This is a genomic window from Methylobacterium sp. Gmos1, assembly GCF_053764715.1.
The window spans coordinates 33,250-54,405 of sequence record NZ_JBSNCC010000027.1; the positions used below are offsets into that span (position 1 = coordinate 33,250).

16 protein-coding genes and 2 tRNA genes are annotated in these 21,156 nt (G+C 70.8%); 13 read left to right on the forward strand and 5 right to left on the reverse strand.

The genetic code is table 11. The annotated features are described in order from the left end of the window. The first annotated feature begins 5 nt into the window (after positions 1–5). Complete coding sequence (locus ACS5PV_RS29665; protein WP_455398950.1) at positions 6–1,007, forward strand: SDR family oxidoreductase; 1,002 nt, start codon at positions 6–8, stop codon at positions 1,005–1,007. Between the two features lie 265 nt (positions 1,008–1,272). Here ACS5PV_RS29665 and ACS5PV_RS29670 read toward each other — a convergent pair whose 3' ends face one another. Next, positions 1,273–2,631, reverse strand: a complete 1,359-nt coding sequence (locus ACS5PV_RS29670; RefSeq protein WP_455398927.1) for an MFS transporter — start codon at positions 2,629–2,631, stop codon at positions 1,273–1,275. Between the two features lie 8 nt (positions 2,632–2,639). Then, complete coding sequence (locus tag ACS5PV_RS29675; protein WP_455398928.1) at positions 2,640–2,834, reverse strand: Rmf/CrpP family protein; 195 nt, start codon at positions 2,832–2,834, stop codon at positions 2,640–2,642. A 310-nt stretch (positions 2,835–3,144) separates the two neighbouring features. Here ACS5PV_RS29675 and ACS5PV_RS29680 point away from each other — a divergent pair, with 310 nt between their 5' ends. The 3 genes from ACS5PV_RS29680 (at position 3,145) to ACS5PV_RS29690 (ending at position 6,859) form a co-directional block, all read left to right on the forward strand. Beyond that, positions 3,145–4,125 carry a sulfurtransferase gene (locus ACS5PV_RS29680; RefSeq protein ID WP_455398929.1) on the forward strand — a complete coding sequence of 327 codons (981 nt, stop codon included), beginning with the start codon at positions 3,145–3,147 and terminating at the stop codon, positions 4,123–4,125. After that, positions 4,122–5,336 carry a YeeE/YedE family protein gene (locus ACS5PV_RS29685; protein WP_455398930.1) on the forward strand — a complete coding sequence of 405 codons (1,215 nt, stop codon included), beginning with the start codon at positions 4,122–4,124 and terminating at the stop codon, positions 5,334–5,336. Before ACS5PV_RS29680 ends, ACS5PV_RS29685 begins: the two co-directional genes overlap by 4 nt. 236 nt (positions 5,337–5,572) lie before the next feature. After that, positions 5,573–6,859 (forward strand): PLP-dependent transferase, encoded by a 1,287-nt coding sequence (locus ACS5PV_RS29690; RefSeq protein ID WP_455398931.1) that lies wholly within the window; start codon positions 5,573–5,575, stop codon positions 6,857–6,859. 3 nt (positions 6,860–6,862) lie between these two features. On the opposite strand, the gene ACS5PV_RS29695 is transcribed toward ACS5PV_RS29690, so the two are convergent. Then, on the reverse strand, positions 6,863–7,192 hold the full coding sequence (locus ACS5PV_RS29695) for a hypothetical protein (RefSeq protein ID WP_455398932.1): 330 nt from the start codon (positions 7,190–7,192) through the stop codon (positions 6,863–6,865). Positions 7,193–7,582: 390 nt separating this feature from the next. Here ACS5PV_RS29695 and ACS5PV_RS29700 point away from each other — a divergent pair, with 390 nt between their 5' ends. From ACS5PV_RS29700 to ACS5PV_RS29715, 4 genes are all read left to right on the forward strand, one after another. Further along, complete coding sequence (locus ACS5PV_RS29700; protein ID WP_455398933.1) at positions 7,583–9,154, forward strand: 2-isopropylmalate synthase; 1,572 nt, start codon at positions 7,583–7,585, stop codon at positions 9,152–9,154. 126 nt (positions 9,155–9,280) lie between these two features. Then, positions 9,281–9,356: transfer RNA gene (locus ACS5PV_RS29705), tRNA-Lys, on the forward strand. Positions 9,357–9,458: 102 nt separating this feature from the next. Then, positions 9,459–9,534, forward strand: a tRNA-Lys gene (locus ACS5PV_RS29710). A gap of 480 nt (positions 9,535–10,014) precedes the next feature. Continuing rightward, positions 10,015–11,793, forward strand: coding sequence for an omptin family outer membrane protease (locus ACS5PV_RS29715; RefSeq protein WP_455398934.1), 1,779 nt, complete (start codon positions 10,015–10,017; stop codon positions 11,791–11,793). A gap of 136 nt (positions 11,794–11,929) precedes the next feature. On the opposite strand, the gene ACS5PV_RS29720 is transcribed toward ACS5PV_RS29715, so the two are convergent. After that, positions 11,930–13,615: a methyl-accepting chemotaxis protein gene (locus ACS5PV_RS29720; protein WP_455398935.1), complete on the reverse strand. Its 1,686-nt coding sequence runs from the start codon at positions 13,613–13,615 to the stop codon at positions 11,930–11,932. 194 nt (positions 13,616–13,809) lie between these two features. After that, a complete protein-coding gene (locus ACS5PV_RS29725) occupies positions 13,810–16,176 on the reverse strand; it encodes an oxidoreductase (protein WP_455398936.1) in 2,367 nt (788 codons plus the stop codon). Positions 16,177–16,566: 390 nt separating this feature from the next. On the opposite strand from ACS5PV_RS29725, the gene ACS5PV_RS29730 reads away from it, so the two are divergent. The 5 genes from ACS5PV_RS29730 to ACS5PV_RS29750 are packed head-to-tail and all read left to right on the forward strand — an operon-like array spanning position 16,567 to position 21,133. Beyond that, positions 16,567–17,754: an ABC transporter substrate-binding protein gene (locus ACS5PV_RS29730; protein ID WP_455398937.1), complete on the forward strand. Its 1,188-nt coding sequence runs from the start codon at positions 16,567–16,569 to the stop codon at positions 17,752–17,754. A gap of 25 nt (positions 17,755–17,779) precedes the next feature. Next, positions 17,780–18,703: a branched-chain amino acid ABC transporter permease gene (locus tag ACS5PV_RS29735; protein ID WP_455398938.1), complete on the forward strand. Its 924-nt coding sequence runs from the start codon at positions 17,780–17,782 to the stop codon at positions 18,701–18,703. Further along, complete coding sequence (locus ACS5PV_RS29740) at positions 18,700–19,689, forward strand: branched-chain amino acid ABC transporter permease (protein WP_455398939.1); 990 nt, start codon at positions 18,700–18,702, stop codon at positions 19,687–19,689. Before ACS5PV_RS29735 ends, ACS5PV_RS29740 begins: the two co-directional genes overlap by 4 nt. Then, positions 19,686–20,438 (forward strand): ABC transporter ATP-binding protein, encoded by a 753-nt coding sequence (locus ACS5PV_RS29745; RefSeq protein ID WP_455398940.1) that lies wholly within the window; start codon positions 19,686–19,688, stop codon positions 20,436–20,438. Before ACS5PV_RS29740 ends, ACS5PV_RS29745 begins: the two co-directional genes overlap by 4 nt. Beyond that, on the forward strand, positions 20,438–21,133 hold the full coding sequence (locus tag ACS5PV_RS29750; protein ID WP_455398941.1) for an ABC transporter ATP-binding protein: 696 nt from the start codon (positions 20,438–20,440) through the stop codon (positions 21,131–21,133). The genes ACS5PV_RS29745 and ACS5PV_RS29750 overlap by 1 nt, the downstream gene beginning before the upstream one ends. Positions 21,134–21,156 lie beyond the last annotated feature (23 nt).

Sequence of the window (21,156 nt, forward strand, 5' to 3'; positions counted from 1 at the left end):
GTATGATGCGACACAAGCCGCTGCGCGAGCAGGTCATCGTGATCACCGGCGCGTCGAGCGGGATCGGGCTCGCCACCGCCCGCATGGCCGCCGAGGGCGGCGCCCGGGTGGTGCTGGCCGCCCGCAGCGGCGACGTGCTCGCGCGCCTCGCCGCGGAGATCGGCGCGCGCGCCCTCGCCGTCACCGCCGACGTGGGCGACCGGGCGCAGGTCGAGGGGATCGCCGAGCGGGCGGTCGCGACCTTCGGCGGCTTCGACACCTGGGTCAACGTCGCGGGACTGACCGTCTACGGCCCGTTGCGCGAGATCACTCAGGAGGACCACGAGCGGCTGATCCGCACCAATTTCTGGGGCACGGTGAACGGCTCCCTCGTCGCCGCCGAGCACCTGCGCGCGCGGGGCGGCGCCTTGATCAACGTCGGCAGCATCGCCTCCGACCTCGCCTTCCCGTTCCAGGGCCTCTACGCCGCCTCCAAGCACGCGGTGAAGGGCTTTACCGACACGCTGCGCATGGAGCTGATCGCCGAGGGCGCCCCGGTCTCGGTCACGCTGATCAAGCCGGCCTCCGTCGACACCCCGCTGCCGAACCGGGCCCGCAACTACATGGACCGCCAGCCGACCCTGCCGCCGCCGATCTACCCGCCGCAGGAGGTCGCGAACGCGATCCTGCACGCGGCGGTGCACCCGCAGCGCGACGTCTTCGTCGGCGGCGGCGGCAAGCTGTTCGTGATGGGCAAGGAATTCGCGCCCGGCGCCTACGACGAGCTCGCCCCCGCGATCATCGCGTTGCAGAAGCGCGGGGAGCCGCCGCGCGATTCCGTGGGCGCCCTCCACGCCCCGGTGCGGGCCGGCGAGGAGCGCGGCGACCCGCCGGTTCCGGTGATGCGCACCAGCGCCTACACGCGGGCGACCCTGCACCCTCTGGCGAGCGCCGGCGTCGCCGCGGGGCTCGCCGCGACGGCGGCGGTGGTGCTCGGGAGCCTGGCGCGGGGCCGGCGGATGTTGTGAGACTTCGGTCCGGTCCTCACGGGACTGACCCCCCCGGGGTCATTCCGGGCTCCACTCCACGGCACCGGATAGAACTTGTCCCATCCACCACCTCATCCTGAGGTGCGAACGAAGTGAGCCTCGAAGGAGGCCTCCAGAGGTCCGCGAGTGAACTGGAGCCCTCCTTCGAGGCCTCCGCTTCGCTCCGTCACCTCAGGATGAGGTCATGGGTGGGGGAGACGCATGGGTGGGAGAGACGATCGTCTCTCGGTGCCGTCCTCGTGCGTCAAGCAGCCCCTCGACGCATCGACTGCGCCCGGCCCTCTTCCTCTCCCAAGTCCCGCTCTCCCAAGTCCCGCTCCCCCAAGTCCCGCCCCCGGGTCTCCGGCAGCCACCACGCCGCCACCGTGCCGATCAGGCTGAAGGCGGCGAGATAGTAGGCCGGCGCCATCCGGTCGCCGGTCGCGGTGATCAGCCAGTTGATGACGTAGTTGGTGCTGCCACCGAACACCGAGACCGCGAGGGCGTACACGATGGCAAGTCCCGAGCTGCGCACCGCCCGCGGCAGCGATTCCGGGATGCCGACGATGATCGCCGCCGCGTTGATCGAGGACAGGGCCGAGAGCAGGAAGGTGACCGCGTAGACGGCGAGCGGGCCGGGCGCCCGCAGGAGCCAGGCGAAGGCCGGCACCGCGAGCACCAGGATCAGCGCGCGCGGCCAGATCATCACCGGGCGCCGGCCGTAGCGGTCGGCGAGGTACCCGCCGAGCAGCGGAAAGGCCACCGAGGCGAGGCCGAGCGCGATCGGCACCGCGGTCGCGGCGGTCTCGGAGAGGCCGAGCGTCGCGCCGGCATAGACCGGCATGTTGGTGCCGACCGCGTTCGAGATCGTCGAGGCGGCGATGACCAGGAAGGTCAGCCCGAGCAGGCGGCCGTGCTCGCGCAGCAGCCGGGCGATCACCGCCCCGGTCGAGGACGCGGCATCCGGGTCCTCTCCGGCGCCCGCCGTTTCCGGCAGGTGGCTGCGGATGACGAGGCCGACCGGCACCACCGCGAGGCCGACCAGGAACATCACCCGCCAGCCCCATTGCGCCATCGCGGCATCGCCGACGGCGAGCGCCAGGCTCGTCGCGAGCAGGCCGGCAAACAGCGCGGCGCAGCCCTGGCTGGCGATCTGCCAGCTGGTGACGAAGCCGCGGTGCTTGTGCGGCGCGGCCTCCAGCAGGTAGGCGGTCGAGGGACCGACCTCGCCGCCGAGCGCCAGGCCCTGGATCAGCCGGCCGGCGATGACGATGGCTTGCGCCCATCCGCCGATCTCGGCGTAGCCCGGGCAGGCGGCGAGCATCAGCATGCCGATCGCCATGAGCGCGATGGTGACGAGCATCGCGGGCTTGCGCCCGGCCCGGTCGGCGAGCGCCCCGATCAGCGCGCCGCCGATCGGCCGCATGACGTAGCCGACGCCGAACAGGGCGAGCGAGGCGAGCAGGCTGTGGCTGGCGTCGGAGGCCGGGAAGAACGCCTCGCCGATCGCCTTGGCGAAGAAGGCGTAGACGGTGAAGTCGTAGAATTCGAGGGCGTTGCCGAGCACCACGGCCCCGACCGCCTTGCGGTCGAGGGTGGGATGGGCGGGGTTGCGCGCGTCCATGCCGGAGATCAGCGGCCCGGTTCGCGCTTGAGGCCGCCGGTCACCGGCGCCTCCCCTGCCGCCACGGCCTCGTCGAAGCCCGACAGCCAGCGCTCGCGGGCTTCCGTGCCCTCGGCGTAGGGGCAGGCCTCGCGGGCGAGGCCCTTGCTCGGGGCGGCGCGGCCCAGCGCGTGGGCGTCGAGGTTATCGGGCGGGGAGTGCATCGGAGGCTCCGGTCGGGCGTGTCGGGGCGATCTAGGGCTTTGGCGGGCGAAGGGGATGGCCGCCGGCTCCGCGGCGTCGGCGGGCCTCCACCCGGACCACGCGCCGCCGACCGGAATAATCCTCATCGAATGTCGCCGCCCCGGAGCACGAAACTTCTCCAGGCGGTCGAAAATTAAAAATACCACTTTAATTGACGCTCGGGCAATACTCTGGAAATCATCGCACATCCGAAAGCGCCAAGCATAGGGCCGCTTCGGGAGAGATCAGGAACGGCGGGCCGGCCCGGCCGGACGACCTTTGGGGAACCACATGCGCACGACGACACTGCTCCGCCAGGCTCTGGCCGGCGCCGCCCTGGCGGCCCTGCTGCTGCCCGCCGCCCCGGCGCTCGCCAATGCCGGCGCGAATGCCGCGCCGGTCCCGCTGCGCGACGCGGCGAAGAGCCCGCTCGTCTCGACGGAGTGGCTGGAGAAGAACATCGATTCCCCGAAGCTGCGCGTCGTCGAGGTCAGCGTCGACCCCGGAATCTACGAGCGCGGCCACATCCCGGGCGCCCACAACGTCGCCTGGCACACCGACCTCGTCGAGACGGTGAGCCGCGACATCGCCGGGCCGGAAAAGTTCGCGGCCTTGGCCCGCCGTCTCGGGGTCGACCGCGACACCACGGTGGTGCTCTACGGCGACAACAACAACTGGTTCGCCGCCTGGGGCGCCTGGGTGTTCGCGCAGTACGGCCTCGTCGACAACGTCAAGCTGCTCGATGGCGGGCGCAAGAAGTGGGAGGCCGAGAAGCGGCCGCTCGACACCCGCACGCCGGAGGTCGCCGCCTCCACGTTCGCCGTCACCCCGGCCTCGACGGGGCTCAGGGCCCGCTTCACCGACGTGCTGGCGGTGGCGCGCAAGGAGCGGGACGAGAAGATCCTCGACATCCGCTCGCCCGACGAGTTCTCCGGCAAGGTCATCGCGCCGGCCGGGGTGCCGGAACTGGCCGTGCGGGCGGGCCACATCCCGGGCTCGGTCAACGTGCCCTGGGCCAAGGCCGTGAATGCCGACGGCACCCTCAAATCCGTCGAGGAGCTGAAGAAGCTCTACGCCGAGGCCGGGATCGACGGCTCGAAGCCGGTCATCACCTCCTGCCGCATCGGCGAGCGCTCGAGCCATTCCTGGTTCGTGCTGAGCCGGGTGCTCGGCTACCCCGCCCGCAACTACGACGGCTCGTGGACCGAGTACGGCAACGCCGTCGGCGTGCCGGTGGTCAACCTCGCCGGCACCGTCTGGGGCGGCAAATGACGGCGAGCGCGGCGGTCCCCGCGACCGCCCCCGCCGGCGCGCCTTTACGCGCCGGCCTCTCCCTGGCTCTCGCCGCGCTCCTGGCGGCGGGCGCCTGGCACCTCTCGGGCGAGGCCGGCGGGACCCGGCTCTCCCTCTCGCTGGTCTTCGGGGCGCTGTTCGGCTTCGTGCTCCAGCGCTCGCGCTTCTGCTTCCTGTGCGTCTGGCGCGATTTCCTCGACCGCGGCGATCCGCGCGGGGTGCTCGGCATCCTCGCCGCGCTCGCCATCGGCATGGCCGGCTACGCCGTGGTGTTCGGCGCGTGGCTGCCGGACCCTTCGGGCACGCGGCTGCCGCCGGGCGCCCATATCGGGCCGGTCGGGCCGATCCTGGCGTTGGCCGGCCTCGCCTTCGGGGCCGGGATGGCGATCTCGGGCTCGTGCCTCAGCGCCCATCTCTACCGCCTCGGCGAGGGCTCACCGACGGCACCGTTCGCGCTTCTCGGCGCCGCCCTCGGCTTCGTCCTGGGCTTCCTGACCTGGAACCCGCTCTACCTCGCGGGCATCGCCGAGGCGCCGGTGACCTGGCTGCCGCGCCATCTCGGCTACGCCGGCAGCCTCGTCGCCGGGCTCGCGGTCCTGGCGGGCCTGGCCCTGTGGCTGCTGCGGCGGCTGCGGCCGGCCCCGCCGCGCGCTTACGCGCCGGACCCGCTGCGGGCGGCGGTCTCGGCCGTGTTCGTCGCGCGCTGGCCGACCTGGCTCGGCGGTCTCGCGGTCGGGGCGATCGGGGCGCTGGCCTACCTGCGGCTCGGCCCCCTCGGGGTGACGGCGGAGATCGGCGGGCGCAGCCGGCAGGCGGCGAGCGCGCTGGGGCTGCTGCCGGAGCGGCTGGAGGGGCTCGACGGCTTTCGCGGCTGCGCCACGGCTTTGCGCGACGGGCTCCTCACCCCCAACGGGCTGTTCGTCGGCGGGCTCGTGGTCGCCGCCTTCGCGGCGGCGCTGGCGGCGGGCCAGTTCCGGCCCGAGCGGCCGGGCCGCGGCCACGTCCTGCGCGGGCTGTCCGGCGGGGTCCTGCTCGGCTGGGGGTCGATGACCGGGCTCGGCTGCAGCATCGGCACGCTGCTCTCCGGCATCATGGCGGGGGCGCTGTCGGGCTGGGTGTTCGGGATCGCGATGCTGGCCGGCCTCACCGCGACCTTGCGCCTCGGCCGGCGGCTCGGGCTCCTCGGGTGAGCACGGGCTAAGCAGATTTCGCCGAAGTGGTTGCCGGTTCGGCGTCAAAAATATGCGATAAAACAAGAACCTAAGCAGACTTGCGTTGGCCTGCCAACGCAAGTCTGCTTAGCCAAGCCGATTTCCGCTTAGCGAAAGCGATCCGGCAGGATCGCCAGAAGCCATCACTCGGAAATCATATGACCGGCGGGGCGGGAGCGGCCTATAGGGCGTGACCCGCCCCAAGGAGACGACCCGTGCCGCCAGCCCCAACCGCCCCTTCGCCGGACGCCAAGGTCGAGCGGCGCGCGGCCTTCCTCGCCGGGTGCCGGCCGGCGACGCGCCGGATCCACGCGCCGATCGTCGACCTCGCCGCCTCGCGCGGCCACCTCAACCCCCGCGGCCTCGGGCATGCCCGGGCCTTCTCCGATCTCGGCTCGCTCGGCCAGAGCAGCGTCGGCTTCGACAGCCTCGGCGATTACGAGGCGGCCGACGCGGCCGGCCGCGCGCCCTACGGCGGCGCCGAGTACGGCGTCGTCCTGTCGCCGGAGGCCGAGGCGGTCTGCGCCAAGTTCGCGCGGCTGCACGGCGGCACCGGCGCGATCGTCTGCGCGTCGGGCCTCGCGGCGATCGCGATCACGCTCGACGCCTTCGCCCCGAAGGCGGTGCTGATCCCGGACGCCCTGTACTTCCCGGCCTGGCGCTACTTGTCCGAGACCGGCCGGGCCACGCTCTTCACCTATCCGGCCGGGGCCTCGGGGGAGGAGGTCGGGGCCCTCATCGCGCAAGCCGGACGGCGTTTCGCCCCCGCCGACACGATGGTCTACCTCGAGGCGCCGGCGAGCGGCACGTTCGAGATCCCGGACATCGCCGGCATCGTGGAGCGGGCGCGGCAGGCCGGCATCCGCACCGTGATGGACAACACCTGGGGAAGCCACGTGCGCTTCCGGCCGCTCGACCACGGCATCGACCTCGCGATCCAGGCGACGACGAAGTACGAGGGCGGCTACGGCGACACGCCGAGCGGCATCGTGGTGGCGCGCGACGAGACCGACCTGTCCCGCCTGCGCCGGCAGTTGCGGATCAGCGGCCACGGCGCGGTCGCGCCCCAGACCTGCACCCGCCTGTTCCACCGGGTCGACGACGCGGCAAGCCGCCTGGAGCGGCACGCGGCCACCGCCGCGGCGCTGATGGCCTGGTTCGAGGGGCAACCCTTCACCGCCGGGATCGTGAGCCCGACCCGCGAGGGCAGCCCCTACCACGCGCGCTTCCGGGAGTATTTCGGCGCCGGCAACAGCCTGTTCACGGTCGCGTTCGACGAGGGGATTCCGGCCGGGCGCGTCCACGCCTTCGTCGACGCGCTATTGCTGTTTCGCGTCGCCGAGAGCTGGGGCGGCCACGTCTCGCTGGTGCTGCCGGTCCATCCGCGGCGTCCGCCCGAGAGCCTGCCGAAGGGCGCGATGTTCCGCTTCAATGCCGGGCTGGAAGAGGCCGACGACCTGGTCGCCGACCTCGCGCAGGCGTCGCGCGGGACGCTCGCCTGAGGGCTACGGGTAGCCGTAGCGGGCCTTGGCCGCCACCAGCAGGTGCAGGGCCTCGCCGTCGCGGCCGGCGGCGCAGGCGCTCGACGCCTTGGCGAGATCGGCCGAGAAGCGCTGGCCGACGGGGGCGTTGAGGTTGCCGGTGGCGACGTCGCTCTCGACGACGGCCTGGGTGCGGGCGATGGCCGGGCCGCAGCCGGTGCCGGCGGGCAGCGCGCCGGCGGGCAGCGCCGCGACGGGCCCGAGCGCGGCCGGCGGCGGGACGGCCGGTTTCGACTGGCAGGCTGCGAGGGCGAGGACGGCCGCGAGGGCGAGCCCGGGCTTGCGATACGACACGGGGTCAGCTCCATCCTGACGTGAGCACATTCGGCCAAGCTTGTGGCAAGCACCGGCGGGTCGGTCAATCACCGGGCGAGCCCGCGTCTGCGGCGGCTTGTCATCGTGCGCGCGGATCGTTACACAGGCGGCCCTCGCATCGGGTTCATCACCCTTCAGGAGACGCGAGCCGTGGCTCATGCCGGCTCCCCGCTGACGCTTCCGACGACCGCCCTTCCGGCGGCGCGGTCGCGCGCGCTCCTCCTCGGCGACCTTCTCCTCCTTATCAGCCCCTAGGGGCCGTCCGGGCATGCGCCTGGGCCCTTGGGGGAGCTTTTGGGACCGAGACACCTTTCTTCCGACGCCGCGCCCGCGCGACCCCTGATCCCGGGCGAACCAGGATTTGCGACCATGACCGACCAGACCGCCCGCACCCCCTCCCCGGCCGAGCGCGTGCTGATCTTCGACACCACCCTGCGCGACGGCGAGCAGTGCCCCGGCGCCACGATGACGCTGGAGGAGAAGCTGGCGGTGGCCGAGATGCTCGACGCGATGGGCGTCGACATCATCGAGGCCGGCTTCCCGATCGCCTCCAACGGCGACTTCGAGGCGGTGGCGGAGATCGCGCGCCGGTCGAAGTCGGCGGTGATCGCGGGCCTGGCCCGCGCGATTCCCGCCGACATCGCGCGAGCCGGCGAGGCGGTGCGCTTTGCCCGTCGCGGGCGGATCCACACCTTCGTGTCGACCTCGCCGATCCATCTGGCCCACCAGATGCGCAAGACCGAGGACGAGGTGCTGGAGATCGTCCTGAAGACCGTCGCCCAGGCCCGCGACCTCGTCGAGGACGTCGAGTGGTCGGCGATGGACGCGACCCGCACGCCGATCGACTACCTGTGCCGCACCGTCGAGGCGGCGATCCGGGCCGGCGCCACCACCATCAACCTGCCCGACACGGTCGGCTACGCCACGCCCGAGGAGTACCGGGCGATGTTCCGGTCCGTGCGCGAGCGGGTGCCGAACTCCGACAAGGCGGTGTTCTCGGTCCATTGCCACAACGACCTGGGGCTGGCGGTGGCCAATTCCCTCGCCGGCATCGAGGGCGGCGCGCGCCAGATCGAGTGCACCATCAACGGCATCGGCGAGCGGGCCGGCAACGCGGCGCTGGAGGAGATCGTGATGGCGATCAAGACCCGCGGCGACGTGCTGCCCTACGAGACCGGCATCGACACCACCCAGCTGGTCCGCGCCTCGAAGCTGGTCGCCGGCGCCACCCACTTCCCGGTGCAGTACAACAAGGCGATCGTCGGCCGGAACGCGTTCGCCCACGAGAGCGGCATCCACCAGGACGGGATGCTGAAGAACCAGACCACCTACGAGATCATGACGCCGGAATCGGTCGGCGTGCACAAGACCTCGCTGGTGATGGGCAAGCATTCGGGCCGGGCCGCCTTCCGCTCGAAGCTCGACGACATGGGCTACCGGCTGTCCGACAACCAGTTCCAGGACGCGTTCGAGCGGTTCAAGGCGCTGGCCGACCGCAAGAAGAACGTCTACGACGAGGACATCGAGGCGCTGGTCGACGAGAACCTCGCCACCGCGCAAAACCGCATCCGGCTGGTCTCGCTCACGGTGGTCGCCGGCACCCGCGGCCCGCAGCGCGCCACGATGAAGCTCGCCATCGAGGATCGCGTCGTCACCGAGGAGGTCGACGGCAACGGCCCGGTCGACGCGGTGTTCAACGCCATCCAGGCCCTGGTGCCGCACGAGGCGTCCCTCGAGCTCTACGACGTCCACGCGGTGACCGGCGGCAGCGATGCCCAGGCCGAGGTTTCGGTGCGCCTGCGCCAGGACGACCGCATCGTCACCGCCCGCGGCGCCGACCCGGATACCCTGGTCGCCTCGGCCAAGGCCTACCTCGCGGCGCTGAACAAGCTGATGGCCGGCGCCAGCCGCCTGCACGCCCAGCACGCCGCCGCCGAGTAGGGAGCCAGCCGGCAAAAAATCGCGGCTCCGGCGGGATCGGGACTGGACAGCCCCCCGCCGGCCCATTAAACGACCCTCACCGCCGGGGCGGTTTGGTGGCTTCCCCGGTGGCGCTCTTGTGAGCGCGGGCGCATAGCTCAGTTGGTAGAGCAGCTGACTCTTAATCAGCGGGTCCTAGGTTCGAGCCCTAGTGCGCCCACCAAAACCCAAGTTGCTCTCGCGGTGACTTGACCCGGATATCCTCAGGATAACCGGCACCATAGGAACGGTTGGTGGCCGTTCCCCTCTCGCCCTCGCGGGTGACGGGCGCATAGCTCAGTTGGTAGAGCAGCTGACTCTTAATCAGCGGGTCCTAGGTTCGAGCCCTAGTGCGCCCACCACTCCCCTCCCCTGCGGATTTCAGATCGAAGCGGTTCACGCCTCCGGCGGTGCCGCGCACGCCCATGGTTTCCGTGACCATGGCGATGCGCCGCGTGCCTGCGACCCGCCGAACCTCGCATTTCCGAGGCTCGCCTGCGGCGAGCACCGGGATGACTTGGAGAGGTGTCGGTCTGCCACCTGACCGATGATGCGACCGGACAATCGTGGCGCAAGTTGCTGGACCTGCACCGGACATATTGCTGTTTCGTATCCGGCAATGCAGGAGAATAAAATTTCGAGGATCATCCGGTCTTGACGCCGCTAATCGCCAATTCGTGAAACGTCCGACAAACCCATAGTCGTGCATGTCTTTTCCCAAGAGACCCTGATTTCCACCTCGCCCTGCGTCAGGAGAGCGGGGACGGTGGCGCGCGTGCGACAGGCGCCACCGGAGCACGCGCGCATACAGGCGGCACCGAACCGATCCTGCCGAGCCCGCGATGCGCGTCCTGCTCACCCTGATTCCCCTCGCCGCCTTCGCGGCCGACGCCCTCGCGGCCGATCTGCCGCCCCGTGCCGCCCCGCCCGTCGCGGTCCTGCCCCTCTTCACCTGGACCGGCCTCTATAGCGGCCTCTTCGCCGGCTATGGCCGGATCGACGACCGGACGCGTCCCGCCTGCATCGGAGCCGACGGCCTCGGCGACGGCCTGCGCTGCCCGGTGCGGTCGGCGTTCTCGCCGCGGGCCGAGGACTTCGTCGCCGGGACCGAGATCGGCTACACCTACCAGCTCGCGCCGGGGCCCGACCTCGTCGTCGGCGCGGCGGCCGATTACCAGTTCACGCCGATCCGCTCCTACGGCCTCGAGACGGGGGCGTTCGCGCAAGGCGGCCAGCCCGGCACGATCTACCCCGGCGGCGTCTACCATGCCGGCCAGCGCCTGGATTGGCTCGGCACCGCCCGGGCCAAAATCGGCTACGCCGTCGACCGCGTCTTCGTCTACGGCACCGGCGGCGTCGCCTTCGGCGGCGTGCGGATCGACACGACCACCACGGCGGATGCCGGGCTCCTCGGCCAGCGCGTCAACCGGCCGGATTTCGATGGCCGCAAGGGCGCGCTGCGCACCGGCCGGGTCGCCGGCGCCGGCGTCGAATACGCGATCAGCCCGCACCTCTCGGTCAAGGGCGAGGCGCTGTACTACGATCTCGGCGCCCGGACCGTGCTCGCCGGGGACGCGAGCGGCTTCCGGCCGAACGTGGCTGCCGGCACCCGCGCCGAGACGAGCGGTGTCCTCGGCCGGGTCGGCCTCAACTACCGCTTCGACGACGGCCTGCCGGTCATCGGCCCGGTCGTCGACGTCGCCAGGGCGCTGATCGACCCGGTGCCCTACGTGGCGCCGGTGGCGCAGGTCTGGGGCTTCGAGATCGGCACCCGCTACGTCTATAGCGCGGGCCGGTTCGGCAAGTCGTTCTACCGGCCGGCCGACGAGACGATGATCTCGCGCCTGACCTACCGCGACTTCGACGCCCATTCCGGCGAGACCTTCGCCCGCCTCGACCACGCCCCGACCGGGCTGTTCGTCAAAGGCTTCCTCGGCTCAGGCTTCGTCGCTTCCGGCGGCCGGCTCAACGACGAGGATTTCCCGCCCGGCATCCCCGGCAACGTCTACTCGAACACGCGCTCGACGATCCGCGACGGCGACGTCGCCCTCTCGGCGATCGATGCCGGCTACAGCTTCTGGCGCAACGACATCTACCGGCTCGGTACCTTCCTCGGCTACCAGTCGACGGTCGAGCGCGCCAACGCCGTCGGGCTGGTGCAGCTCGCCGGCAATCCGGCGATCGGCGCCCGCGGCGTGCCCAACGGCGTCTCGGTGCTGACCCAGGACAACCATTGGAACGCGCTGCGCGTCGGCCTGGCCGGCGAGGCCCGCTACGACCGGTTCACCCTGTCCGTCGAGGGCGCCTACCTCCCGGTGGTCGGCCTCGACGGCTACGACCGGCACTGGCTGCGCCCGGACATCAACCCGCTCGCCGAGCGCGGCAGCGGGAGCGGGTACTTCCTGCAGGGCGTGATCGCCTACGACCTCACCCCGACGATCAGCCTCGGCATCGGCGCCCGCGCCTGGCGCATGACGGTCGACCGGCAGGACGGCACGACGCGGTTTCCCACCCTGGCCGAGCCGGCGAAGTTCGCCAGCGAGCGGTACGGCGCCTTCGCGCAGATCTCCTACCGGTTCACCGATCCGGATTTCGGCCTGGGCGGGCCGAGGTCGCGGTAGGAGTTTTTCGGTACGGTGCGACTCGAAGCGGTGTTCGGGTTGGCCGCCTCGACTTCACAACCCTCCGAGCCGTCCCGGGCCCCCGCCTCTCAGGCGAGCCCCGGGACGGCCCCGAGAGATACCGATCGAACGGCCCTCACGCCGCCCGCACCGTATCGAGGAAGCGCGCCACCTCGACCGAGAGATGCTCGGATTGGCGCGACAGCTCGGTGGCCGAGGCCAGCACCTGGCTCGCCGCGGCCCCCGTCTCCTCCGCCGCGCCCGCCACGCCCGCGATGTTGCCCGTCACCTCGCCGGTGCCCGCCGCCGCCTGGGACACGTTGCGCACGATCTCCTGCGTCGCCGCCCCCTGCTCCTCGACGGCCGCGGCGATCGAGGTCGCCACGCCCGAGATCTCCTCGATCCGCGCCGTGATCTGGCCGATCGCTCCCGCCGCCTGACCCGTCGAGGCCTGGATCGCCGCGATCTGGCTCGTGATCTCCTCCGTCGCTCGTGCCGTCTGGCCGGCGAGTTCCTTCACTTCCGCCGCCACCACCGCAAAGCCGCGGCCGGCCGCCCCCGCACGCGCCGCCTCGATCGTGGCGTTCAGCGCCAAGAGGTTAGTCTGGGCGGCGATCGACGAGATCAGCCCGACGACGTCGCCGATCCGGGCGGTCGCCTCGGTCAGCGCGCGAACCTGATGCGCGGTCTGCCCGGCCTCCGCCACTGCGGCCTGGGCGAGGCGGGCCGAGCCGTCGACCTGGCGGCCGATCTCCTGCACCGAGGCGCCGAGTTCCTCGGCCGCCGCCGCCACGGTGCCGACGTTGGAGGCGGCCTCCTCCGCGGCCGCCGCGACGGCGGTCGACTGCGCCGCGGTCTGGGTCGCGGTCGCAGTCATCGTCTGGGCGGTGGCCTGGAGCTCGGTCGCCGAGGCCGAGACCTGGCCGACGATGCCGCCGACCGCCCGCTCGAAGGCGTCGGCCATCTGGCGCATGCCGGCCCGGCGCTGCTCCTCGGCGGAGGCGCGGGCGAGCACCGTCTCCTCCTCCAGGGCGCGGGCGCGGATCAGCCCGTCCTTGAACACCTGCACGGCCGCCGCCATCGCGCCGATCTCGTCGCGCCGGGCCGCGCCGGGGATCGGCACGGCGACGTCGCCGGCGGCCAGCCGGCCCATCGCGGCGGTCATGCGGGCGATCGGGCGGGCGATGCCGAGGAGGCTGAACACCACCGCGCCGATCGCCGCCGCGAAGGCGAGCGCCGTCATGAGGCCGGCGATCAGGATGCCGCGGTCGGCGCTGGCGCTGCTCTGCTCGGCGCTCGCCAGGGCGGCGCCGGCATTCATCGTCACGATCGCCTTCAGGGCGTCGGTCGCCTCGGCGTTGATGCCGGCCATCTGGGCGCCGGTCAGCGTCGCGAGCGCCGTGGCCTGGTCGCCCGCCGCCATCGCGCCGGTCACCATCTTCTGGCCCTCGAGGTAGTCGCTCCACCGGGCGACGAAGCGCCCGAACGTCGCCCGTTCCTCCGGCCCGGAGATCAGCGGCTCGTACTTGGCCTGGAGGTCGATCAGCGCCTTGCGGCTGTCGGTCAGGGCCTGCTCGTTGCGATCGTAGGCGGCGTCGTCGGTCGAGGTGACGACGAAGCGGTAGAGGCGGATCCGGTAAGTCTGAGTCTCGGCGTAGATCTGGTTGATCAGGTTCGAGGCCGGGATCCGGATCCGGGCCACGTCGACCACGTCGTCCCGTAGCGTCATGAGCCGCAGGATACCGTTGCCACCCTGCGCCACGCTGAACAGCATCAACGTCATGGTCGTCCCGATCAGGACGTGCTTGATCGACAACTTCATCCCGCGACTGCCCGGTATCCGATGGTCACGCCTCGGGAATCGAGGCGTGACCATACATAGAAGTCGCTTAGTTAGTCATTACTTAAGAAAAGAGTCATTGGCGCGCGAAGCGCCAGATCACCGCGAGAAACAGCACCCCGGCTAATGAACTGGGCAGCCCATGCCCGGCACTTGAGCGGCCCTGCTCCGCCGACTCACTCCGCGGCCGCCGGCCCGGCCTGGTGCGGCCGCGGCCGGGCCTTGCGCCGCAACGCGATCTCCTGTTCGCGCGCCTTCGGCAGCTCGCGATGGGCCTGGTCGCGCCCCGGCCGGTAGGGCTTCGGCCAGGACTGGTTGCGGGCGTCGTACCAGGCGGCGGCCTGGCGGCAGAAGTTCGGGTTCCACAGGTGCGGGCGGCCGAGCGCCACGATGTCGGCCCGGCGGGTGTGCAGGATGGTGTTCACCTGTCCGGCCTCCGTGATCGCGCCCACTGCCATCACCGCCATCGGGGCATGGTTGCGGGCGCGGTTGCGGATCGCGTCGGCGAACTGGACCTGGAACATCCGGCCGTAGACCGGGCGCTGGTCGGCCACGGTCTGGCCGGCCGAGACGTCGACGAGGTCGCATCCCGCCTCGTGCAGGACTTGCGCCACCGCGACCGTGTCGGCCTCTGTCATGCCGCCCTCCGCCCAGTCGGTGGCGGAGATGCGCACCGACATCGGGCGCTCCGCCGGCCAGGCGGCGCGCATGGCGCAGAAGACCTCGAGGGGGAAGCGCAGGCGGTTCTCGATCGAGCCGCCATAGGCGTCGGTGCGGGTGTTGGTGAGCGGCGAGAGGAACGAGGCCATCAGGTAGCCGTGGGCGCAGTGCAGCTCCAGCATGTCGAAGCCCGCCCGCGCCGCCCGCCCGGTCGCCCGCACGAAGTCGTCGCGCACTCGGTCCATCCCGGCCCGGTCGAGGGCTTCCGGCACCTGGCTCACCCCGTCGAGGTAGGGGATGGGGGAGGCCGAGACGATCGGCCAGTTGCCCTCGGGCAACGGACGGTCCATCCGCTCCCAGCCGACCTGCGTCGACCCTTTGCGGCCGGCGTGGCCGAGCTGCATCACGACCTTCGTGTCGGTATGGGCGTGGACGAAATCGACGATGCGGGCCCATTGCGCCTCGTGCGCGTCGGTCCACAGGCCCGGGCAGCCGGGGGTGATGCGGGCGTCGGCCGAGGGACAGGTCATCTCGGTGAAGAGCAGGCCGGGGCCGCCGAGCGCGTGCGAGGTGTAGTGCACGAAGTGCCAGTCGGTGAGGTTGCCGCCCGCGTCGGCCGAGTACTGCGCCATCGGCGCCATCGCGACCCGGTTCGGGATCCGCATCTCGCGTAAAGCAAGACCCGTGAACATCGGCGTCGGACGGCTCGTCCGGTAATCCTCGCCGGTCTCGGCGTGGAGGCGGGCATAGAACGCGTCGTCGACCGCCCGGACGTAATCGGGATCGCGCACGACCAGGTTGTCGTAGGTGACGGACTTCGCCCGGCACATCACCACCATCGAGAACTGCTCGGGGTCCATGTCCCAGGAGCGGTTCATGTGCTCGAACCAGGCGAGCGACACGTCGGCATTGTGCTGGATAACCTGGCAAGGTGTGCGCCGCGCCCGGTCATAGGCTGAGAACGCCGCCTGCACGTCCTCCTCGGCGTTGTCCACCAGCGCGTCGGAGAGCGCGATGGCGCATTCCATCGCGAGCTTGGTGCCCGAGCCGATCGAGAAATGCGCCGAGGCCTTGGCGTCGCCCAGCAGCACGATGTTGTCGTGCGACCAGGTGTGGCAGAAGATCCGCGGGAAGCGGCGCCAGGTCGAGCGGTTGAGGAGCAGGCCGTGGCCCTGCAATTCCTCGGCGTACATGTGTTCGAGGATCCGGCGCGAGCCCTCCTCGTCGGTCTCGGTGAAGCCGTGGCCCTGCCAGCAGGCCTCGTCCATCTCGAATACCCAGGTCGAGCGGCCGGGCTCGTACTGGTAGGTGTGGGCGCAGACGATGCCGTGCGGCGTCTCGCGGAAGAAGTAGTTGAACTCGTCCATCGGCCGAGTCGAGCCCATCCAGCAGAAGCGGTTGGACTTGATCTCGACCTCCGGCCGGAACGCCTCGCGGAAGTGATCGCGGATGCGCGAGTTGATGCCGTCGCAGGCGACGATGACGTCGGAATCCGGGAAGCGGTCCTTGAGCCGGTCGGGCGGGATGCTCTCGCCGAAATGCAGCTCCACGCCCTCCTCGCGGCAGCGCTCCTGCAGGATCTGGAGCAGGCGCATCCGGCTCACCCCGGCAAAGCCGTTGCCGCCGCAGCGCATGACCGTCCCGTCCTTGTGGATCGCCACGTCGTCCCAGTACGAGAACGCGTCGCGGATGCGGGAGAACGAGCGCGGATCGCGCGACAGGAACTCGTGCAGGGTCTCGTCGGAGAACACCACGCCGAAGCCGAACGTGTCGTCGGCCCGGTTCTGCTCGTAGACCTCGACCCGCCAGCCGGGCCGGCGCTTCTTCGTCAGGAGCGCGCAGTAGAGCCCGCCGGGTCCGCCGCCGATCACCGTGACGCGCATGGGAGGCTCCTCATCGTGGCGGCGGGCTCGCCGGCCGAGAAACTCTAACCTTGAAATATTCCGGCGCAAGAGGGCGCCGGGTCGTTCGCGCGACGGCTTGGCAGCGGCGCAGTCTCCGATCCGGATCGATCCCGCGAATGCCGCGCCGCAGCGATTAAAACGGCTTGTTTTTCAGCATTCTGCTCGCTGCACTGCACACCAATATGGCAGGGCGAAAAAGTCGCCGGACGCGGTTGCCAGACGATATTTCATGCGTAAAGTATTCCTCGCGGGACGGGGCCGGGATCCGACGAAAGAGCGCTGCTTCCGCCTCACGCGCCGACTCGACTTCGGCCGCATCACGCCGGACAAGTGCCGTCGATGCTCTCGACAGACGAAGGGACACACGGGATGACGCCGATCCGGAACGCCGCCAGCTGCCTCGCGACCGCGCTGATGGGCGCCACGCTGCTGGCCGGCCCCGCGGCCGCGCAAGCGCCCGAGAAGGTCCGGGTCGGGCTGATGTTCACGCTGTCCGGGCCGTCGGCGGTGCTGGGCGAGCAGGGCCGCGACGGGTTCCTGCTCGCCCTCGACACGCTGGCTAAGAAGCTCGGCGGCCTGGAGACCGAGGTGGTGACGGTCGACGACGAGCTGAAGCCGGATGTGGCCACCAACAAGGCACGGGAACTGGTCAAGCGCGACCGGGTCGACTTCGTGGTCGGGCCGACCTTCTCCAACGTGCTGCGTGCGGTGGTGCGCCCGGTGACCGAGGGCGGCGCCTTCCTGATCTCGCCCAATGCCGGCACCTCGAACTATGCCGGCGCGGAGTGCAACCCGAACCTGTTCGTCTCGTCCTACCAGAACGACCAGGTGCACGAGGTGCTGGGCAAGTACGCCCAGAACAAGGGCTACAAGCGCCTCGTCCTGCTGGCGCCGAACTACCAGGCCGGCAAGGACTCGCTCGCCGGCTTCAAGCATTCCTACAAGGGCGAGGTGGTGAACGAGATGTTCACCCCCCTTGGCCAGCTCGACTTCTCGGCGGAACTCGCCCAGATCTCGGCGGCCCAGCCCGACGCGGTGTTCGCCTTCATGCCCGGCGGGATGGGCGTCAACCTGGTGCGGCAGTACCGCCAGGCGGGCTTGAGCGGCATCCCGTTCCTCTCCGCCTTCACGGTCGACGAGAGCACCCTGCCGGCGCAGAAGGACGCGGCGGTCGGCTATTTCGGCGGCGCGAACTGGGCCCCCGACCTCGACAACCCGCAATCGAAGGCCTTCGTGGCGGCCTACGAGAAGAAGTATGGCAGCGTGCCGGGCACCTACGCCATGCAGGCCTACGACGCCGCCCTGATGATCGATGCCGCGATCAAGCGCGCCAAGGGCGACCTCAAGGACAAGGACGCTCTGCGCGCCGGCCTCAAGGCCGCCGAGTTCCAGTCCCTGCGCGGCAACTTCAAGATCGGCAACAACCACTACCCGATCCAGGATTTCTACCTCGTCAAGGCCGCCAAGCGCCCGGACGGCAAGTACGAGACCCAGATCGCGGAAAAAATCTTTTCGAACTATCAGGACAACTACGCGGCCGAGTGCAAGATGAAATGATCAAAGGGCAGAGGATGCCGGGCCGATGCTCAACCTGTTCCTGATCCAGGCGCTGAACGGCGTCCAACTCGGCATCCTGCTGTTCCTGGTGGCGGCGGGGCTGACCTTAATCTTCGGGGTGATGGATCTCATCAACCTCGCCCACGGCGCGCTCTACATGATCGGCGCCTATCTCGCGGCGACGCTCACCGCCGTCACCGGCAGCTTCGGCCTCGGCCTGCTGCTAGCGCTGCCGGCGACCCTCGCCTTCGGGCTCGCCCTCGAAGTGTTGGTGGTGCGCCACCTCTACGGGCGCGATCACCTCGACCAGGTGCTCGCCACCTTCGGGCTGATCCTGATCCTCAACGAGGGCGTGCGCATCGTCTGGGGCGCCGCCCCGATGAGCGTGCCGGTGCCGGACGCCCTGTCGGGCTCGATCCAGCTCGTCGGCACCCTGCACTACCCGCTCTACCGGGTCGCGATCATCGCCGCCGGCCTCGCGACGGGCTTAAGCCTCCACCTCCTCGTCAACCACACCCGGCTCGGCATGCGGCTGCGCGCCGGAGCCAGCAACGGGCCGATGGTGGCGGCGCTCGGCGTCGACATCCGCCGGCTGTTCCTGGTGGTGTTCGGGCTCGGCGCGATGCTGGCGGGATTTGCCGGCGCGATGGTGGCGCCGATCCTGTCGGTCGACCCCGGCATGGGCGATTCGGTCTTGATCCTGACCTTCGTCGTCATCGTCATCGGCGGCGTCGGCTCGGTGCGGGGCGCCTTCGTCGCCGGCCTCCTCGTCGGCCTCGCCGACCAGTTGGGTCGCAGCTTCGGGCCGATCCTGCTGCGCAGCGTGATGGATGCGTCCTCCGCCTCGCAGACCGGGCGGACGCTCGCCCCGATGCTGATCTACATCCTGATGGCGGCGATCCTGTTCTTCCGGCCCTCCGGCCTGTTCCCGGCGCGGGGGTCGCGATGACCGCCCTCGTCGCCCGCGTGACCGCTGAGCCGCCCCGGCGCCGCGCCGCCCTTCCCGGCACGGCGCTCACCGGCCTGGTGCTCGCGGCGCTCGCCGCCCTGCCAATCGCGGCGGAAGCCGCCGGCCTGCCGTTCCTGGTCGTCACCGCGACCCGGATGATGATCTTCGGGCTCGCCGCCCTCTCCCTCGACCTCGTGCTCGGCTACGGCGCGATGGTGTCGTTCGGCCACGCCGCCTTCATCGGCCTCGGGGCCTACGCGGTCGGCATCCTCGACGCCCACGGCATCCGCGACCTTGCGATCCAGGCGCCGGTGGCGGCCGTGACCTGCGCGCTCTTCGCCCTCGTCACCGGGGCGATCAGCTTACGCACCCGCGGCGTCTACTTCATCATGATCACGCTGGCCTTCGGGCAGATGGCTTATTTCTTCATGGTCTCGCTCGCAGCCTATGGCGGCGACGACGGCCTGCCGCTGTCGGGTCGCTCGACCCTGTTCGGGATGCGGCTGATCGCGGGCGACCCGGCGTTGTTCTACCTGGTGCTCGCGGTGCTGGCGGTCGCGCTGCTGGTTCTGCGCCGCGTCGTCGTCTCGCGCTTCGGCCGGACCTTGCGCGGCAGCCGCGACAACGCCGTGCGGATGCAGGCGATCGGCTTCTCGCCCCTGCCCTACCAGCTCACCGCCTACGTCATCGCCGGGGCCGTCGCGGGCCTCGCCGGGGTGCTGCTGGCCAACCAGGCCGAGTTCGTCTCGCCGGCCTACATGAGCTGGCAGCGATCGGGCGAGCTGATCGTCATGGTGGTGCTCGGCGGCATGGGCACGCTCGTCGGGCCGGTCGTCGGCGCCGCGGCGCTGATCGCGCTGGAGGAGGTGCTGGCGCATTACTCCGACCACTGGCGCCTCGGCCTCGGTGTGATGCTGGTGGCCGTCGTGCTCCTCTCCCGCGGCGGCCTCGCCGGGCTCGCAGCGAAGATCGGGAGGCGCGCGTGACCCCGCTCCTCTCCGTCCGGAATCTTCGGAAATCCTACGGCGCCCTGAAGGTGACGGACGACGTCAGCCTCGACGTGGCGGCGGGCGAGTTGCACGCCATCATCGGGCCGAACGGCGCCGGCAAGACCACGCTGATCCATCAGCTCTCCGGCAGCTTAGCCAGCGATTCCGGCAGCGTGCATCTCGCCGGCGAGGACGTGACCGCGCTTCCGATGATGGCGCGAGTGCGCCGGGGCCTCGCCCGCTCGTTCCAGATCACCTCGATCCTCGACGGGTTCTCGGTGCTGGAGAACGTGGCGCTCGCGGTCCAGGCCCGCTCCGGTTCGAGCTTCCGGTTCTTTCGCCCCGCCGCGAATGAGACGCGGCTGAATGCCGAGGCGATGACTGCGCTCGGCCGCGTCGGCCTCGCAGACCGGGCCGCACGGCGGGCCGGCAGCCTGTCGCACGGCGAGAAGCGCCAGCTCGAACTGGCGGTGGCGCTCGCGACGAATGCCCGCCTGCTCCTCCTCGACGAGCCATTGGCCGGCACCGGCCCGGAGGAATCGGCGATTCTGGTCGGGCTGATGCGCGAACTCAAATCCACCCACACCATCGTGCTGATCGAGCACGACATGGACGCGGTGTTCGCGCTGGCCGACCGGATGAGCGTGCTCGTCTACGGTCGCGTCATCGCGAGCGGCCAGCCCTCGGTCGTCCGCTCCGACCCGGCGGTGCGCGCCGCCTATCTCGGCGAGGAGGAGGCGGCCTGATGCTCACCGTCGAGGGTCTGGAGAGCGCCTACGGCGATTCCCGCATCCTGTTCGGGATCGATCTCTCCGTCGCCAAGGGCGAGGTGGTGACCCTGCTCGGCCGCAACGGCATGGGCAAGACCACCACCGTGAAGTCGATCTTCGGGCTCCTGAAGCCCCGGGCCGGCCGGATCCTGATCGACGGCGAGGACATGGCCGGGCGCCCGTCCCACCTCGTCGCGCGACGCGGCCTCGGCCTGGTGCCGGAGGGGCGCCAAGTCTTCCCGACCCTGTCAGTGGAGGAGAACCTCGTCGCCACCCATCGCGGCGGGCGGAGCGCCAAGTGGAGCCTCGATGCCGTCTACCGCCTGTTCCCGCGCCTGAAGGAGCGGCGTCGCAACGGCGGCGACCAGCTCTCGGGCGGCGAGCAGCAGATGCTGGCGATCGGCCGCGCCCTGATGACCAACCCGCGCCTCGTCGTCCTCGACGAGGCCACCGAGGGGCTGGCGCCGCTGATCCGCGAGGAGATCTGGGCCTGCCTGCGGGCGATCAAGGACGAGGGCGAGGCGATCCTGGTGATCGACAAGAACGTCGACGCGCTCGCCCGCTTCGCCGACCGCCACGTGGTGATCGAGAAGGGCCGCGTGGTCTGGACCGGCACCAGCGCGGCGCTCCGCGAGGCGCCGGAGGTGAAGGACCGGTTCCTTCATGTGTGAAACATCTGTTGCGAAGGAGTGAC

What these genes read in the sequence shown, in the direction of transcription:
- ACS5PV_RS29675 (WP_455398928.1), bottom strand. Translation starts at nt 2,834, where the DNA reads ATGCACTCCCCGCCCGATAACCTCGACGCCCACGCGCTGGGCCGCGCC.
- ACS5PV_RS29685 (WP_455398930.1), top strand. Translation starts at nt 4,122, where the DNA reads ATGACGGCGAGCGCGGCGGTCCCCGCGACCGCCCCCGCCGGCGCGCCT.
- ACS5PV_RS29730 (WP_455398937.1), top strand. Translation starts at nt 16,567, where the DNA reads ATGACGCCGATCCGGAACGCCGCCAGCTGCCTCGCGACCGCGCTGATG.
- ACS5PV_RS29665 (WP_455398950.1), top strand. Translation starts at nt 6, where the DNA reads ATGCGACACAAGCCGCTGCGCGAGCAGGTCATCGTGATCACCGGCGCG.
- ACS5PV_RS29725 (WP_455398936.1), bottom strand. Translation starts at nt 16,176, where the DNA reads ATGCGCGTCACGGTGATCGGCGGCGGACCCGGCGGGCTCTACTGCGCG.
- ACS5PV_RS29670 (WP_455398927.1), bottom strand. Translation starts at nt 2,631, where the DNA reads ATGGACGCGCGCAACCCCGCCCATCCCACCCTCGACCGCAAGGCGGTC.
- ACS5PV_RS29720 (WP_455398935.1), bottom strand. Translation starts at nt 13,615, where the DNA reads ATGAAGTTGTCGATCAAGCACGTCCTGATCGGGACGACCATGACGTTG.
- ACS5PV_RS29735 (WP_455398938.1), top strand. Translation starts at nt 17,780, where the DNA reads ATGCTCAACCTGTTCCTGATCCAGGCGCTGAACGGCGTCCAACTCGGC.
- ACS5PV_RS29680 (WP_455398929.1), top strand. Translation starts at nt 3,145, where the DNA reads ATGCGCACGACGACACTGCTCCGCCAGGCTCTGGCCGGCGCCGCCCTG.
- ACS5PV_RS29700 (WP_455398933.1), top strand. Translation starts at nt 7,583, where the DNA reads ATGACCGACCAGACCGCCCGCACCCCCTCCCCGGCCGAGCGCGTGCTG.
- ACS5PV_RS29740 (WP_455398939.1), top strand. Translation starts at nt 18,700, where the DNA reads ATGACCGCCCTCGTCGCCCGCGTGACCGCTGAGCCGCCCCGGCGCCGC.
- ACS5PV_RS29750 (WP_455398941.1), top strand. Translation starts at nt 20,438, where the DNA reads ATGCTCACCGTCGAGGGTCTGGAGAGCGCCTACGGCGATTCCCGCATC.
- ACS5PV_RS29715 (WP_455398934.1), top strand. Translation starts at nt 10,015, where the DNA reads ATGCGCGTCCTGCTCACCCTGATTCCCCTCGCCGCCTTCGCGGCCGAC.